The organism is Streptomyces sp. NPDC050636, from assembly GCF_040654775.1.
GTDB lineage: Bacteria > Actinomycetota > Actinomycetes > Streptomycetales > Streptomycetaceae > Streptomyces.
Map to the genome: position 1 here is coordinate 55,416 of NZ_JBFAIP010000025.1, position 14,677 is coordinate 70,092.

Here is a 14,677-nt window from a genome sequence, read left to right on the forward strand (position 1 = left end):
CGCGACTGGTTGGGTGGTGAGGTGACAGATGGCTGGAGGGGTGGTGGCTCGACGGGCCGGACCGTTCCGATCCCGTATGGCCGGGCTGTGACGGCGGCGCTACCACCGCGCGGGAGGTGCCGGACCGCGTCATGTCCGTCCCTCACCACCGCGGAGGCCGTGGGGCCGGAACGTGCTGCCGGTGGTGTGCCGTGGATCTGGGAGCCGCCGTGGACCGGGGGCTCCACCACGTGGGCCCGGGTGGATCAGCCGGACCGGACCTAAGTCCGTGGGGATGACGCGCGCCTTCGCGCACGCCGGCAGGATTCGGTCCCGGTCTGAGCTCACGAGCCGTCCTCGTTCCGTTCGCCGTGCACCGCCGCCGGGGCATCGGGACCACCGGCAGCAGGAGGACGGTTTGCCCTCCCTACCAATGAACCGGAAACCGGGCCCTTTTGTGGCACCTGGCCGCAAGAAATCTTGCTCTGTGTATTCATATGACTACTCATGACTCGGGCATAGTCAGGATTTCCGGCCGTGCGCCCCGGCACCGCCGGGCGTATGCGCCCAAGGTGCGCGCGGCCGGTCAGCGCCGGGGCGCCGGGTGCGCTTTCCGCATGATCCGGACCGGACGGGGAAGTGCACCAACAGCCCGGCGGGCGACGGCATACGGCGCGCCGCGGGGCGCACGCGGAGCGCCGACGGAAGCCGGGACGCTCCCCAGGCCCACACTGGGGGCCCCAAGCGCGGCAGGTCCTACCGGGGAGGCATCGCACGATGAGCGACCACGAGCCCGTGGTGGACCTGCGGCTGGACCGGGCCCACTCGTCCCGTATCTATGACTACTTCCTCGGCGGCAAGACCAATTTCCTGGCCGACCGGATGGCCGCCGGAAGCGTGCTGGGCGTCCTCCCGTCCGCCCTGGTCGCCGCCCGCATCAACCGGGAGTTCATGCACCGCGCCACCCGCTTCCTCGCGGAGTCGGGAATGCGGCAGTACCTAGACATCGGCACCGGCATCCCCACCCCGCCGAACCTCCACGACATCGCCCAGGGAATCGTCCCCGACGCCCGGGTGCTCTACACCGACAACGATCCGATCGTCCTGGCGCACGCGGCCGCCCTGCTGCGCAGCACCCCCGAGGGCCGTACCGCGTACCTCCAGGCCGATGTCAACGACCCCGCGAGCATCCTTGAGGCGCCGCAGCTCCTCGACGCCCTCGATCTGAGCCGGCCGGTCGCCCTCAGCCTGAACGCCCTGATGCACTTTGTCACCGACGACGGCCGGGACCGCGCCCGCGCCATCGTCGAGGCCCTCAAGGACGCGCTGCCCAGCGGCAGCGTCCTGGCCATGACGCATGCGACGCCGGACTTCGACCCCGAGGCGATGCGCAAGATCATCAAGATCTACCGGGACGCCGGGACCAGCCTCCAGTTCCGCTCGCGCGCGGAGTTCCTCCGCTTCTTCGACGGCTGGGAGCTGCTGGCGCCGGGCGTCACGCTCCCCCACCAGTGGCGCCCCGACCACCCGGAGGACGCCACCCATGTCACCGACGCCGAGGCCGGCTGCTACGCGGGGATGGCCCGCAAGCCCTGACGAGGGGCCGGGGCAGTGTCAGAAGGGGCCCGTCACACGGGCGGACCGGTGCGGGCCGGGCCCCTCACCGCCCCGCCCCAGCACCTCCCCGCCCTCACTCCTTGCGATAGCCGTGCGCCTCCTCGGCCGCCGCCGCGACCGCGGCCAGATCCGCGCCGGCCGAGGCGGTGACGACGGCGGCCACCGCGCCCTCCACGAACGGCGCGTCCACCAGCCGTGCGCCCTCGGGGAGTTCGTCCCCCTCGGCGATCAGGGCCTTGACGGTCAGTACGGCGCTGCCGAGGTCGACCAGCAGCGCCACGCCCGCGCCGTGGTCCACCGACCGCGCCGCCTCGGCGATCAGCTCCGCGCTCGTACCGAGCCCGCCGTCCGGCGTACCGCCCGCGGCGGCGACCGGCGCCTTGGCGCCGCCCCCGGCCAGCCCGACTGCCAGCTCCGCGACAGCCTCGGCGACCGCCGCGCTGTGCGACACCAGCACAATTCCGACCAGCGCCGTCCCGTCGGCCGCCGGCGTGTTCGTCGCGCTCACTTCGCCACCTCTGCCAGGGCCGTGAACAGCAGCGCCGAGGACGTCGCCCCCGGATCCTGGTGCCCGATGCTGCGTTCCCCCAGATAGCTCGCCCGGCCCTTCTTCGCGAGCAGCGGTACGGTCGCCAGCGCGCCCTTGCCGGCGGCATCGGCCGCCGCGTCGAAAGACCCCGAGGTACCGGCCAGTGCCTCGACGGCCGGCACCAGGGCATCGAGCATCGTCTTGTCGCCGGGGGCCGCGCCACCGAGCTTGGCCACCGCGTCCACGCCCGCGCTCAGGCCCGCCCGCAGCTCCTCAGCCGTCACCTGCGGCGCGTCGCCGAGCGCCTTGCCGCTACGCCGCAGCAGCGTCCCGTACAGCGGCCCGGACGCGCCGCCGACGGTCGAGATCAACTGCCGTCCGGCGGTCATCAGTACGGCACCGGGTGTGGCCGGCTGCTCCGCTTCCAGCACCTTGGTGACGGCGGCGAAACCGCGCTGCATGTTGCTGCCGTGGTCGGCGTCGCCGATGGCCGAGTCCAGCTCGGTGAGCCGGTCGGCCTCCCGGTCGACGGCCGCGGCCGACACCGTCATCCAGCGGACGAAGAACGCGGCATCCAGGGCCGTTCCGGACATGGGCTGCTCCTTTGGTTCGTTCAATTCGGGCAGGAAGGGGGCGAAGCGGGCCCCGGAAGACGGGATCTGGAGTAGGCCCGTGGTGTAGGCCCGTGGTGTAGGCCCTGAGGAGGCCTGGAAGCGGGGCCTGGAAGGAGGGCCTGCCGCAGGTCCCGAAGCGGATCTGTCCGGGTTCAGCGCCCCCAACGCAGCCCCGGCGTCTCCACCGGCGCGTCCCACAGCCGCAGCAGCTCCCCGTCCACCTGGCACAGCGTCACCGAGCAGCCCGCCATGTCCAGGGACGTCACATAGTTGCCGACGAGCGTACGGGCCACCGGCACCTGGCGCTCGTCGAGCACCCGCTTCACCTCCGCGGTGAAGCCGTACAGCTCCAGCAGCGGCGTCGCACCCATGCCATTGACCAGCAGCAGCACCGGCAACCTCGGCTGAAGGTCCTCCAGGATCGCGTGCACCGCGAAGTCCGCGATCTCGTGCGAGGTCATCATCGCCCGGCGTTCCCGCCCCGGCTCGCCATGGATGCCGACCCCCAACTCCAGCTCCCCGGCCGGAAGTTCAAAGGTCGGGCTGCCCTTGGCGGGTGTCGTACAGGCGCCGAGCGCCACGCCGAAACTGCGTGAGCTGTCGACGACCTGCCGGGCCAGCGCCTCGACCCGCTCCAGCGGTGCCCCCTCCTCGGCCGCGGCCCCCGCGATCTTCTCGACGAAGAGCGTCGCCCCGGTGCCGCGCCGCCCGGCCGTGAACGTCGAGTCGGTCACCGCCACATCGTCGTTGACGAGCACGCTGGCGACCTGCACCCCCTCGTCCTCCGCGAGCTCGGCCGCCATCTGGAAGTTGAGCACATCGCCGGTGTAGTTCTTCACGACGAACAGCACGCCGTTGCCGCTGTCCACGGCAGCGGCGGCCCGCACCATCTGATCCGGCACGGGAGAGGTGAAGACCTCACCGGGGCAGGCGGCGTCCAGCATCCCGGGCCCGACGAACCCACCGTGCAGCGGCTCATGCCCGCTGCCACCGCCGGACACCAGCGCCACCTTGTCGGCGACCGGCGCGTCCCGCCGCACGATCACCCGGTTCTCTGTGTCCACCACCAGATCGGGGTGCGCCGCCGCCATTCCGCGCAGCGCGTCCGTCACGACCGTCTCGGCGACATTGATCAGCATCTTCATCGGTACCTCCCGGCGAGGTTAGCAGGTGGGCCTGGGCCCTGAATATACGCAGGTCAGGTTAGGTTTGGTGGATTATTGATCTTGCCTTTTCGCAGCGGTTCCGGAGCGGGCTCCGACGAGTCCGGCGCCAACCTGGTCCGACCTTGCTGATGAAGTGTCAGGCAAATCCGGGCGAGGAACCGTCGGTCCGACTCAGTATCGAGCCAACGCCGCCCCGGGTCACGGACTGCGGGCCGGGCCTCATGGGCAAAGGCCTGAGGCCGCCGTCTGTGTTTGGAGCATCAACGCGCACAGCGTGATTTCATGCTGATTGGTTCGATTCTTGACGATGAGGGTGACGGTGACGTTCACTTTCAGCCGTTCCGGGCCGGTCAGGGCGGCCCCATGCGGAGGTACCTGAAAATGAATGCAAAGCTGCGTCGTATAATCACCGGGGCAATGGCACTTGCCCTTGCGGCACCTTTGGCTGCCTGCGGAGGCGGATCCGACGACTCAGGTGCCGATCAGGAGTCCATAGGTCTGCTCCTGCCGGAGAACAAGGCGGGCCGCTATGAGGCATTCGATCGCCGCATCATTTCGAGCCGACTCTCGACGCTCTGCCTGGAATGCAAATTGGAGTACCGCAACGCCGGCGCCCGGTCCGACATCCAGAAAAGGCAGTTCGAGGCCCTGGTGAACAAGGGCGTCAAGGTCATCATCCTGGACCCGGTCGACGCCCACGCCGCCAGGAGCTGGGTGGACGCGGCCGCCGAGAAGGGCGTGCAGGTCATCGCGTACGACCGGCTCGCGGAGGGGGATGTCGCGGCCTATGTCTCCTACGACAACGAGAAGATCGGCCGGCTCCAGGGCAAGGGAATCCTCGACGCCCTCGGCTCCCGAGCGGCCACTGCCGATGTCGTCATGCTGAACGGCTCGCCGACCGACCCGAATGCCCCGTCCTTCAAGAAGGGCGCCCACGAAGTCCTGGACGGCAAGGTCCACAAGATTGTCTACGAGCAGGACATCCCCGGGTGGACCGAGGCGGAAGCCCGGAAGAAGATGGCCGAGGCCATCAAGGACCTCGGTGCGGCGGGTTTCGAAGCCGTCTACTCGGCAAATGACGGCATGGCCGGCGGAGCCGCCGAAGCGCTCAAGTCGGCCGGCCTCAAGAATGTTCCGCTCGGTGGCCAGGACGCCGAACTACCGGCTCTGCAGCGCCTGGTGAGCGGCGCTCAGACGTTCACGATTTACAAGCAGGTCAGGCCGGAGGCCGAAACCGCCGCCGAGATCGCCTTCCGTCTTCTCCGGGGCAAGAGCATCAAGTCCCTGACGCCGGAAACCGCTGACAGCAAGAGCAAGACCGGCATCCCCGCCAGGCTCTTCAACGCGCAGATCGTCACCAAGGACAACATGGAGGACACCGTCATCCGCGACGGCGTGGCCCCCGCCAACTGGATCTGCACCAAGGAGCTCGCCGCCGCCTGCAAGTCCCTCGGACTGAACTGACCCCACCTCGCCGGTCTCGGCCGACCATCCGCTCCCCGAGGGCGGGGAGCGGATGGTCCGGTGTCACCCGCGCACGCCGGTGAGTTCGACGAGGTAGCCGGCGAACTGCAGCTCGCCGTGGTCGGGCGTCCATCCGTCCGCCGAGGTCAGCGCGGTACGTGTGCCCGAGCCCGGCACCGGACAGCGGGTCCGGTCGGCGCTCCCGGGGCGCGGCGCGTACCGGCAGTGCACCGCGCTGATCCCGGTGACGGTCCCCTCCGTGATCGCGTCGTCAGCGGACCCGCCGTGGTGCTCCTCGGCGCCGTCTATCCGGTCGGCGACGTGGGCGCCCACCACGTCGGCGAGCCACTCCTTGTCGGCGTCGATGAGTTTCCAGGACACCCGCGACCCGATGCTGAACGGGTCGCCGCAGCACTGCATCTGCCAGTTGTCCACCCAGACGATGAGTTCCATGGCGTGATTCTCCCTCGGTGCCCCTGCGGAGGGCGGGGGACCAGGACGCTCGTTCACCGTGCCACGAGCGGCGGCTGATACGGCTCGCCCCCCGGCGGGCAGGGATCCCGGCATGACCGTCCTCGTCGGAACCTCCGGCTGGCAGTACAAAGACTGGCGCGATGTCCTCTACCCGCGGGACCGGCCGCAGCGGCTGTGGCTGGAGGAGTACGCGCGGCAGTTCGCCACCGTCGAGAGCAACGCCGCCTTCTACCGGCTGCCCGAGGAGAAGACCTTCGCCGACTGGCGGGACCGGACCCCCGACGATTTTGTGATGGCCGTCAAGGCCAGCCGCTATCTGACGCACATCAAGCGACTGCGCGATCCGCAGGAGCCGGTCGCGCGGCTGATGTCGCGAGCCGCCGCCCTCGGCTCCCGGCTCGGGCCCGTCCTGCTCCAACTGCCGCCCACACTGCACGCGGACGCCGCGCTACTGGACGCCTGCCTCGGTTGCTTCCCCGCCGGCACGCGAGTCGCAGTCGAGCCCCGCCACGCATCGTGGTGGACCGCGGAGACGCGTACCGTGTTGGAGCGCCGGGGCGCCGCGCTGTGCTGGGCGGACCGGGAGTCCCGGCCCGTGACGCCCCTCTGGCGGACCGCCGACTGGGGGTATCTGCGCTTCCACGGGGGCCGTGCCGAACCCTGGCCGCGCTACGGCAGGCAGGCGCTCACCACCTGGGCGCGGCGGATCGCCGACACCTGGCCGGACCAGGCCGATGTCCACACGTACTTCAACAACGACCTGGGCGGGGCGGCCGTCCTCGACGCCACCGGCTTCGCCCGCGCCGCCTCGGCCGCGGGCCGCTCCGTGAGCCGTACGCCGTCCGGGCGTGGCAACGCCTGCTGACCGCGGGACCGGGATATATCTGCGCTCGTACCGCCCCGGCGAGCGAACGAGGTGAGGCACGGATGATCCGCAGACGGGTGGTGGTCTCCGGAGACGTGCACGGCGTGTTCTTCCGCGACACCTGCCGGCGCACGGCGGGGGAGCACGGAGTGGCCGGCTGGGTGCGGAATCTTCTGGACGGGACGGTGGAGGCCGTGTTCGAGGGGGACCCCGAGCGGGTGGCGGAGCTGGTGGACTGGGCGCATGACGGCCCGCCCACGGCGATCGTCGACGCCGTGTACGTGCGGGAGGAAGACCCGGAAGGGCTGCGGGGCTTCGAGATCTGGGAGACGCCCGGAGGGATCTAGCCGGAGGGATCCGGCCGGAGGGATCCAACCAGGGGACGGGCGGGGCGCACACGTCCGGGTATGTTCCCGGGCCGCGGTGGCATCCTGGACATGTGGACGAATCGGTGGTGCACCTTCGTTTCCGGCCGGGCCGTCAACTCGCCGACGTCCTGCAGCTGATCGTGACCGTGGCGCGGCGTACTGCCGTGACCGTGCCGGCCTTGGCCGTGATGGCTCTCGGCCTCGCCGGCTGTACGGATTCCGGCTCCGGGGAGGAGACCGGTCCCAAGCCCGGAGGGAGGGCCGCCTCCCCGTTCACGGGGCTTCCGGCGGAGTCCGGACCGGTGCTCGCCGTCAAGATCGACAATGTCGGCCCGGCGCGGCCGCACACCGGTCTCGGTGCGGCGGACATCTGCTACGTGGAGCAGGTGGAGGGCGGTCAGACCCGGATACTCGCCGTTCTCTCGTCCCGGCTGCCCCCGAAGCTGGGGCCGGTACGCAGTGCCCGCGAATCGGATGTCGAGCTGCTGGGGCAGTTCGGCAGACCCGCGCTCGCGTACTCCGGGGTGCAGTCCAGGCTGACACCGCTGCTCACGGCCGCGCCGCTGTACGCCGTGCCGCCGGGGCAGGCCTCCGACGCGTACTTCCGCGACGGCAGCCGGTCCGCGCCGCACAATCTCTACCTGCGGCCCGAACGGCTCCTGGGCCACGCACCGGAGGCGTCCGAGGCGGCGGACATCGGGTTCCGGTTCGGGGCGGCGCCTGCGGGCGGGCGGCAGGAGACGGAGCACACCGTGCGCTACCCGGCCTCCAGGTTCGACTTCACCTGGTCGCCCGCCGACAAGAAGTGGCTGGTGGCGATGGACGGTGCGGCGGCGCGTACCACCGACGGCGGCCGGACCGCCGCCTCGACGGTCGTCGTCCAGCAGGTGAACGTACGCGACTCGGAGTTCCGGGACCGGTGGGGCAGCGTCTCGCCGTTCACGGAGACGGTGGGCTCCGGCCAGGCCCTGGTCCTGCGTGACGGCAAGGCGTACGACGCCCGGTGGAGCCGGGACGGGGAGCGGGGCGGCACGACGTTCACCACACCGTCCGGGGAGCCCCTGAACTTCGCCCGGGGGCAGGTCTGGATCATGCTCACCGCCCGGTGAGGGTCCGCTGCTTCATGCCTTCATCAAGGTCGCCCGGAGGCGCCACCCCGCGCCGAGTGCAGCATGTTGCACGCTGTGCGCATGTTACTGCAACGCGCACAGCGAGCCATTAGCGTCGTGCGTGTAGTCCGGTGGGTCCGGGGGCCCCAGCGAGATGAGGAACGGCCGCCGAGCTGTCTGCGATCAGGGGAAGTTGTGACGACTCTGGATGACGGCCTCGCGGCGGCTGCGACGCAGCGGACCGCCGACCGCGAGGGAAACCAGGGTCAGGGGCCGACGGCAATGGTCCCCATCATTGCCCTGCGGCCCGCCGATTCGCCGCGGACCGCCGGTGAGAGCAGCGACCATGTACGCAAGCTCGCCGAGCTGACCACTCCGCTGCCCCCGATCGTGGTGCACCGGCCGACGATGCGCGTGGTCGACGGAATGCACCGGGTGCGCGCGGCCGTCCTCCGCGGCGAGGAGTATGTGGCGCCACGTTCTTCGAAGGCAGTGCGGTCGACGCGTTCGTGCTCGCCGTCGGGTTGAACAGCGCGCACGGGCTGCCGCTGTCCTCGGCCGACCGCGCGGCCGCCGCCGCCCGGATCATCGGCTCCCACCCGCAGTGGTCCGACCGGATGGTGGCCTCGGCGACGGGCCTGTCCACCAGGACGGTGGCCGCCTTGCGCGATGGTTCAACTGACGCCGGGCCGCAGTTGAACACCCGCATGGGACGCGACGGCCGGGTACGTCCGCTCAACGCGGCCGCCGGCCGTGAGCTGGCAGGCCGGCTGGTGGCCGAGAAACCCGACGCCTCGCTGCGGGACATCGCCGCGCTGGCGGGTATCGCGGTCGCCACGGCGAAGGACGTCCGCGACCGGATCCGTCAGGGGCTCGACCGGGTGCCGCAGAAACTGCGGAACGCTTCGGCGGCGGGCAGGGCCGTCGCGGCGTCCCGGGCCAACACCGGCCGGGGCGTCCGGGCGTGGGCGCCGCAGGGCCGCGCGGCAGCGGGTCCTGCCAACTGGGAGGGTCCGTCAGCTCACTGACGGGCCCTCAGCAACACCTGCTGCACAGTTGGCATCGCAATGCATCGTTGCGGCATGCTGCGTCTCATCGCAGTATTCTGCGATGAGAGGTGGGTGACCCATGGACCATCAGCACGATGCATCCCCCGGGTCGACGGCCCACTCCCTTGACGGCCAGGTGCGCGCAGCCAAGACCGCCATCGCCGCGAGGCTCCGGTGCATCCGGCAGCACCATCCGGAAGGCCCGTTCACCTGGCCAAGCTCGCGGAACGGGCCGGCGTCTCCAAACGCACGCTGGCATCGGCCGAATCGTCGGACGGCACGAATCTGACCATCGGGACACTGGTGAAGGTGGCGCACAGCCTGGGCATCCAGCGCTGGGCGTACTTTCTCGACGAGCGGGTTTTCGGGGAGGTCAATTCCGAACTGGAAACCCTCAAGGAATTGCGCCGCGGGAAGGTGGAGACGGTGGCCTTGCGGACCTCGTCTCCCGGAGGGCTGCCGCCCGCGTCCCTGGCCGAACTGACCTCCCTCATCACGGGAATTGTCGCGTCCGCGCAAGTCGCGTGCGACACATTGCATGAACTGCCGGTCGGGGACGGTTCCACGCGTCAGTGACCGTGACGTGACGTCGGCACGGAAATTGCTCAGCCCGCCCGGCGTGCCCTGCCCGCGGTCTTCTTCGTAGCGGCCGTCTTCTTGGCGGTGCTCTTGGCCGCGGTCTTCGTGCCCGTCTTTTCGTCGGTCTTTGCAGCAGACTTTTCTCCGGCCCTCGCGGCGGTTTTCTTAGCAGTGCTGGTGGACTTCTTGCCGCCGGTGGCCTTCGGCGTTCGGGCCGTCTTCTTCGCTGTGGACCCGGTGGTCTTCTTCGCTTCTGTTTCGCCACCTTCACCGGATTCGCCGCGCGACCGTTTCGCGGCGCGGACACTGTCCTGGAGGGCCGCCATCAGGTCCATCACCTCACCGGCGGGCCGCTCCTCGCCGGCCTCGAATTCCGGCTCGCGGTCCGCCAGCTTCGCCGCCACGATCTCTTCGAGCGCCTCGCGGTAATGATCGTGGACGTCGTCCTCCGAGAGCGCACCGAAGGAATCCATCAGTGCCTCGGCGGCCGCCACCTCATTGGAGGCGACCTTCGTCTCCCGCTCGGGGAGCACCCCGTCCATCGGCCGGATCTGGTGCGGCCACAGCAGGACCTGCATCACGAGTGTGTCCCCGACCGGACGCAGCATCGCCAGCGTCTCCCGCCCGTGCAGCGCGATCTTGCCGAGTCCCACGCGCTGGTGCCGCTCCATCGCGTCCCGCAGCAGGGCGTACGGCTTGGCCGCGGCAGGCCCGTCGATGCCCAGGTAGTAGCCCTTGTCCAGCTGCAACGGGTCGATGTCGCCGCCGGCGACGAACGCGAGAATCGTCAGCGTCTTCGCGGTCGGCAGCGGCAGCGCGTCAAGATCGTTGTCGCTCAGCGGTACGACGGTGTCGCCGCCGGCCTTGTAGCCCCGGCCGATCTCGTCCGTTGCGACCTCGGCGCCTTCCAGGGAGCAGACGGGCTGATTGCGCACCCGTCCGCCGTCCGCCGTGTGGATCCGCACAAAGCTGACCGACGCGGAACTGTCCGTGGCGGTGTAGGCGGCCACCGGGATCGTGACCAGGCCGAAGCTGATGGAGAACTTCGCCGTGGGGCGCATGAGGGGCCGCCTTCATGGTGCGAACCGGCGTAGGGCGAATGACGAAAACCATGCTAAGCGGGGTGCCCGAATTCCGCGATCGGAGCTACCCGCTCATCACTTCCGGCTCTGGACCTGCCGCCGCTCCTGCCCCTATTCCTGGCCCACGACCACGTCATACACATCAAATAGCTGGTCGAAATCGCCTTCCACCCCGGTCACATCCTCGATCACGGACCACAGGAAGCTTTCGTCCGGCCCCCAGCTGGGCAGTGCGATCCGCCCTTCGACGGGTAAGGGCGCTCCGTGATCGGCCACCGTTTCCCTGCCGCTGAAAGCGACGTGCCGAATCAGTTCGCCGTCGTCGTAGAGCGAGAAGGCGACATCGGAGAATGCGACGGCAAGCGCCTGGGTTTCCTTCAGCGGGCCCGGCCCGTCGGTGGCGATCAGAGATTCCAGCCGGGGCACGAACCGGCAGTCCGGATCCCACAACTGGGCCCAGCCGCCTTTCTCCGCGAGATAGAGCCGGTCACCGGAATGGCACCCCCATCCCCAGTCGCCACTCACCTGCTCGGACGTGGGTTCGTAGGTAAACACGTCCGGGAGAAATCCCACGACATCGCCGATCGAGCGGTTGCGTACGAAGAGCGCCGAGGTGTGCCATCCCATGGTGGGAGAGGATCGCGTGATGCCGATGTTGTTGTCAATTGACCTGGTCATAGCGGGAGTTAGCGCACATTCGTGGTGCTCATGGTGCTAAGGGTCTGTCCGATGGGCAGGCAAAGGGGGCACCGGATCCGGTGCGGCCCCGAACGACGGGCCTTTGCGGACACGCCCCACCGCACCGTCAGCCCGTCCACGTCCATTCGGCGACCTCGGGCAGATCCGTGCCGTGCTCCTGGATCCACGCGTGGTGACGGGTACGGACATCCGCCATCGCCTGGCGCAGCGCAACGCCGTGCACCGCGAGGCCGGGCACCCGGTCCACGACATCCATCACCAGCCGGTACCGGTCGAGATCGTTGCGGACGACCATGTCGAAGGGCGTGGTGGTGGTGCCCTCCTCCTTGTAACCGCGGACGTGCAGGTTCCCGTGCCCCGCGCGGCGGTAGCAGAGCCGGTGGATCAGCCAGGGGTAGCCGTGATACGCGAAGATCACCGGCTTGTCGCGGGTGAACAGTGCGTCGTACTCGAAGTCCGGCATGCCGTGCGGGTGTTCACCGGGAGGCAGCAGCCGGGCCATGTCGACGACATTGACGACCCGCACCGCCAGCTCCGGCAGATGCCGCCGCAGCAGATCCGCCGCGGCCAGCGTCTCCTGGGTGGGGACGTCCCCCGCACAGGCCAGCACGACATCCGGGTCACGGCTGCTCACCTCGGTGCCCGCCCACCCCCAGACGCCCGCGCCGCGCGCGCAATGGGCGCGGGCGTCGTCGAGCGAGAGCCAGTCGAAGCCCGGCTGCTTGCCGGCCACGATCACATTGACGTGGTCGCGGCTGCGCAGCGCATGATCGGCCACCACGAGCAGGGTGTTGGTGTCCGGCGGCAGGTAGACCCGCACGACCTCGGGGCTCTTGTTGAGGACATGGTCGACGAAACCGGGATCCTGGTGCGAGAAACCGTTGTGGTCCTGCCGCCACACGTGCGACGTCAGCAGATAGTTGAGAGAGGCGACGGGGCGCCGCCAGGGCAGCCGGCGCGTGGTCCGCAGCCACTTGATGTGCTGGCCGACCATCGAGTCGACGATGTGCGCGAACGCCTCGTAGCAGGAGAAGAGGCCATGCCGCCCGGTGAGCAGATAGCCCTCCAGCCACCCCTGGCACATGTGCTCGGAGAGCACCTCCAAGATCCGGCCGTGGCGCGCCAGATGCTCGTCACCGCCGGCCGTCTCGGCCTGCCAGGCCTTCCCGGTCGCTTCATAGAGGGCCTCCAGACGGTTGGAGTCGGTTTCGTCCGGCCCGAACACCCGGAAGTCCCGGCGCTCCGCGGTGGCCTTCATGACGGCTTCCAGCAGCCCCCCGAGCACCCGGGTGGGCTCGTGCAGGGCACCGCCCGGCTTGTCGATGTGCACCGCGTGCCGCTCCAGGGGAGGCACCGGCAGGTCCCGCAGCAGCAGACCGCCATTGGCGTGCGGTGAGGCGCCCAGCCGCCGCGGCCCCTCCGGTACACAGGCGAGGACCTCGGGCCGCGGTCGGCCCGTCGCGTCGAACAGCTCGTCCGGCCGGTACGAGCGCAGCCACTCCTCCAACTGGTGGAGATGGTCCCGGTTCTCCCGTACGCCGGACAGCGGCACCTGGTGGGCACGCCAGGTCCCCTCGACGGCCAGTCCGTCCACGTCATGCGGACCGGTCCAGCCCTTGGGCGTCCGCAGCACGATCACCGGCCAGCGCGGCCGGTCCACCTCGCCCTCGGCGCGGGCCCGGCGCTGGATGTCGGCGATCCGGTCCAGCGACCGGTCCATGGCGGCGGCCAGCGCCTGGTGCACGGCCACCGGATCGTCGCCGCCGACATGGATCGGGTTGTGGCCGTAGCCGCGCAGCAGGGCGTCCAGCTCGTCCTGCGGGATCCGGGCGAGCACCGTCGGATTGGCGATCTTGTAGCCGTTGAGATGCAGGATCGGCAGCACGGCACCGTCGTACACCGGGTCGAGGAACTTCGTGGCGTGCCAGGACGCGGCGAGCGGCCCCGTCTCCGCCTCACCGTCACCGACCACACAGGCGACGAGCAGCTGCGGGTTGTCGAACGCCGCGCCGTATGCATGCGCCAGGGAGTAGCCCAGCTCGCCGCCCTCATGGATGGAGCCCGGCGTCTCCGGCGAGACATGGCTGGGCACCCCGCCGGGGAACGAGAACTGCCGGAAGAGCTTCGCCATGCCCTCCCGGTCCCGGCTCACGTCCGGATAGGTGTCGGCGTAGGTGCCGTCGAGCCAGGAGTTCGCCACCACGGCGGGGCCCCCGTGACCCGGACCCCAGACACACAGCGCATCCAGATCACGGGCCTTGACGACGCGGTTGAGGTGCGTATGGACGAGATTCAGACCGGGCGAGGTACCCCAATGGCCCAGCAGCCGCGGCTTGACGTGCTCGGGCCGCAGCGGCTCCTCCAGGAGCGGGTTCGCCATCAGATAGATCTGCCCGACGGAGAGGTAGTTGGCGGCCCGCCAGTGCGCGTCCAGCGTCCGGAGCTCCGCGGGGTCGAGGTGGCCGGGCCCTGACGGTGTCGCCGGTGTGCCCGCGTCGCGCATGCGCATCTCCTCAGCAGCTTCGTCTCCGGCCCGGCCCCCGGCCCCCGGACACCGGGTCAGCCGTCACCGGACCGTTCGGCGGGAGGCCGGGCGGACACCTGGGCCGTTTCGAGATAGAGCTCCGCGGCGATCACCGCCTCGCGGACGGTGCGGCGGCCCATCAGCACACACAGGGTGTACGCGACGTCCTCCAGCCCGCGGCGCCGCGCCGGATCACGGGGCTGTGTGTGGACCAGGTGCTCCCACACCCGGTACCGCCGCAGGAGTGCAGCGAGCTCATTCTTGTCCGGCAGCAGCATGCCGTCATCTCCCGACATCAGCCCGGGTGACCGGGGGAGCTACGACGGCGCGTGGAGATCGCGCCCGAACCGAGTGGCTCCCACCTTGCGACGGTCACGCGGCGCCTGCAACCGGACACATACGGCGCACGGATCCCGGGCCTGTCCGCCCGCCGTGCGCGTAGGTCAGTCGGGTGGTTCTTCCGGGGACGGCTCCGGCTCGGGCGGTTTCGTCCCGGGTGGTTCCGGCTCTTCCGGTTCCGGCTCGGGCGGATGCGGATCACGTGGCACGGGCTCCGGTC

Annotated in this window: 16 protein-coding genes; 8 read left to right on the top strand and 8 right to left on the bottom strand. The window is 70.1% G+C overall.

Going from position 1 to position 14,677, the window contains the following annotated elements; genetic code table 11:
* Positions 1 to 756 precede the first annotated feature (756 nt).
* Positions 757 to 1,575 (top strand): SAM-dependent methyltransferase, encoded by an 819-nt coding sequence (locus AB0I10_RS20160; protein WP_363153872.1) that lies wholly within the window; start codon positions 757 to 759, stop codon positions 1,573 to 1,575.
* A 94-nt stretch (positions 1,576 to 1,669) separates the two neighbouring features.
* Here the strand turns inward: AB0I10_RS20160 and AB0I10_RS20165 are convergent, their stop codons facing one another.
* The 3 genes from AB0I10_RS20165 to dhaK form a co-directional block, all read right to left on the bottom strand.
* Positions 1,670 to 2,104, bottom strand: coding sequence for a PTS fructose transporter subunit IIA (locus AB0I10_RS20165; RefSeq protein WP_363153873.1), 435 nt, complete (start codon positions 2,102 to 2,104; stop codon positions 1,670 to 1,672).
* On the bottom strand, positions 2,101 to 2,718 hold the full coding sequence (gene dhaL, locus AB0I10_RS20170; protein WP_363153874.1) for a dihydroxyacetone kinase subunit DhaL: 618 nt from the start codon (positions 2,716 to 2,718) through the stop codon (positions 2,101 to 2,103). Before dhaL ends, AB0I10_RS20165 begins: the two co-directional genes overlap by 4 nt.
* A gap of 173 nt (positions 2,719 to 2,891) precedes the next feature.
* Positions 2,892 to 3,884 carry a dihydroxyacetone kinase subunit DhaK gene (dhaK, locus tag AB0I10_RS20175; protein ID WP_363153875.1) on the bottom strand — a complete coding sequence of 331 codons (993 nt, stop codon included), beginning with the start codon at positions 3,882 to 3,884 and terminating at the stop codon, positions 2,892 to 2,894.
* Positions 3,885 to 4,322: 438 nt separating this feature from the next.
* On the opposite strand from dhaK, the gene AB0I10_RS20180 reads away from it, so the two are divergent.
* Positions 4,323 to 5,369 carry a substrate-binding domain-containing protein gene (locus AB0I10_RS20180; RefSeq protein WP_363153912.1) on the top strand — a complete coding sequence of 349 codons (1,047 nt, stop codon included), beginning with the start codon at positions 4,323 to 4,325 and terminating at the stop codon, positions 5,367 to 5,369.
* A 63-nt stretch (positions 5,370 to 5,432) separates the two neighbouring features.
* Here AB0I10_RS20180 and AB0I10_RS20185 read toward each other — a convergent pair whose 3' ends face one another.
* Positions 5,433 to 5,822, bottom strand: coding sequence for a DUF6578 domain-containing protein (locus AB0I10_RS20185; RefSeq protein WP_363153876.1), 390 nt, complete (start codon positions 5,820 to 5,822; stop codon positions 5,433 to 5,435).
* A 112-nt stretch (positions 5,823 to 5,934) separates the two neighbouring features.
* Between AB0I10_RS20185 and AB0I10_RS20190 the strand changes: the two genes are divergently transcribed.
* The 6 genes from AB0I10_RS20190 (at position 5,935) to AB0I10_RS20215 (ending at position 9,810) form a co-directional block, all read left to right on the top strand.
* Positions 5,935 to 6,708 carry a DUF72 domain-containing protein gene (locus AB0I10_RS20190; protein ID WP_363153877.1) on the top strand — a complete coding sequence of 258 codons (774 nt, stop codon included), beginning with the start codon at positions 5,935 to 5,937 and terminating at the stop codon, positions 6,706 to 6,708.
* 62 nt (positions 6,709 to 6,770) lie between these two features.
* Positions 6,771 to 7,055, top strand: a complete 285-nt coding sequence (locus AB0I10_RS20195; protein ID WP_363153878.1) for an acylphosphatase — start codon at positions 6,771 to 6,773, stop codon at positions 7,053 to 7,055.
* A 209-nt stretch (positions 7,056 to 7,264) separates the two neighbouring features.
* Positions 7,265 to 8,185 carry a DUF3048 domain-containing protein gene (locus AB0I10_RS20200; protein WP_363153913.1) on the top strand — a complete coding sequence of 307 codons (921 nt, stop codon included), beginning with the start codon at positions 7,265 to 7,267 and terminating at the stop codon, positions 8,183 to 8,185.
* Between the two features lie 195 nt (positions 8,186 to 8,380).
* Entirely contained in the window at positions 8,381 to 8,713 is a 333-nt protein-coding gene (locus AB0I10_RS20205; RefSeq protein ID WP_363153879.1) for a hypothetical protein, read from the top strand.
* The gene (locus AB0I10_RS20210; RefSeq protein WP_363153880.1) at positions 8,710 to 9,213 is read left to right on the top strand and encodes a hypothetical protein; all 504 of its coding nucleotides are present in this window, start codon (positions 8,710 to 8,712) and stop codon (positions 9,211 to 9,213) included. Before AB0I10_RS20205 ends, AB0I10_RS20210 begins: the two co-directional genes overlap by 4 nt.
* A gap of 195 nt (positions 9,214 to 9,408) precedes the next feature.
* Positions 9,409 to 9,810 (top strand): helix-turn-helix domain-containing protein, encoded by a 402-nt coding sequence (locus AB0I10_RS20215; protein ID WP_363153881.1) that lies wholly within the window; start codon positions 9,409 to 9,411, stop codon positions 9,808 to 9,810.
* A gap of 29 nt (positions 9,811 to 9,839) precedes the next feature.
* Here the strand turns inward: AB0I10_RS20215 and AB0I10_RS20220 are convergent, their stop codons facing one another.
* The 4 genes from AB0I10_RS20220 to AB0I10_RS20235 all read right to left on the bottom strand — a co-directional run bounded on the left by AB0I10_RS20220 (position 9,840) and on the right by AB0I10_RS20235 (position 14,396).
* Positions 9,840 to 10,874 (bottom strand): Ku protein, encoded by a 1,035-nt coding sequence (locus AB0I10_RS20220; protein WP_363153882.1) that lies wholly within the window; start codon positions 10,872 to 10,874, stop codon positions 9,840 to 9,842.
* A 132-nt stretch (positions 10,875 to 11,006) separates the two neighbouring features.
* A complete protein-coding gene (locus AB0I10_RS20225; RefSeq protein ID WP_363153883.1) occupies positions 11,007 to 11,573 on the bottom strand; it encodes a hypothetical protein in 567 nt (188 codons plus the stop codon).
* Between the two features lie 127 nt (positions 11,574 to 11,700).
* The gene (locus tag AB0I10_RS20230) at positions 11,701 to 14,097 is read right to left on the bottom strand and encodes a phosphoketolase family protein (RefSeq protein WP_363153884.1); all 2,397 of its coding nucleotides are present in this window, start codon (positions 14,095 to 14,097) and stop codon (positions 11,701 to 11,703) included.
* A 56-nt stretch (positions 14,098 to 14,153) separates the two neighbouring features.
* Positions 14,154 to 14,396, bottom strand: coding sequence for a DUF5133 domain-containing protein (locus tag AB0I10_RS20235; protein WP_363153885.1), 243 nt, complete (start codon positions 14,394 to 14,396; stop codon positions 14,154 to 14,156).
* Positions 14,397 to 14,677: the final 281 nt, after the last annotated feature.

Coding starts and splice junctions, on each gene's coding strand:
- AB0I10_RS20160 (WP_363153872.1), top strand. CDS start 757: ATGAGCGACCACGAGCCCGTGGTGGACCTGCGGCTGGACCGGGCCCAC.
- dhaL (WP_363153874.1), bottom strand. CDS start 2,718: ATGTCCGGAACGGCCCTGGATGCCGCGTTCTTCGTCCGCTGGATGACG.
- dhaK (WP_363153875.1), bottom strand. CDS start 3,884: ATGAAGATGCTGATCAATGTCGCCGAGACGGTCGTGACGGACGCGCTG.
- AB0I10_RS20180 (WP_363153912.1), top strand. CDS start 4,323: ATGGCACTTGCCCTTGCGGCACCTTTGGCTGCCTGCGGAGGCGGATCC.
- AB0I10_RS20185 (WP_363153876.1), bottom strand. CDS start 5,822: ATGGAACTCATCGTCTGGGTGGACAACTGGCAGATGCAGTGCTGCGGC.
- AB0I10_RS20190 (WP_363153877.1), top strand. CDS start 5,935: ATGACCGTCCTCGTCGGAACCTCCGGCTGGCAGTACAAAGACTGGCGC.
- AB0I10_RS20195 (WP_363153878.1), top strand. CDS start 6,771: ATGATCCGCAGACGGGTGGTGGTCTCCGGAGACGTGCACGGCGTGTTC.
- AB0I10_RS20200 (WP_363153913.1), top strand. CDS start 7,265: ATGGCTCTCGGCCTCGCCGGCTGTACGGATTCCGGCTCCGGGGAGGAG.
- AB0I10_RS20220 (WP_363153882.1), bottom strand. CDS start 10,874: ATGCGCCCCACGGCGAAGTTCTCCATCAGCTTCGGCCTGGTCACGATC.
- AB0I10_RS20225 (WP_363153883.1), bottom strand. CDS start 11,573: ATGACCAGGTCAATTGACAACAACATCGGCATCACGCGATCCTCTCCC.
- AB0I10_RS20230 (WP_363153884.1), bottom strand. CDS start 14,097: ATGCGCGACGCGGGCACACCGGCGACACCGTCAGGGCCCGGCCACCTC.
- AB0I10_RS20235 (WP_363153885.1), bottom strand. CDS start 14,396: ATGCTGCTGCCGGACAAGAATGAGCTCGCTGCACTCCTGCGGCGGTAC.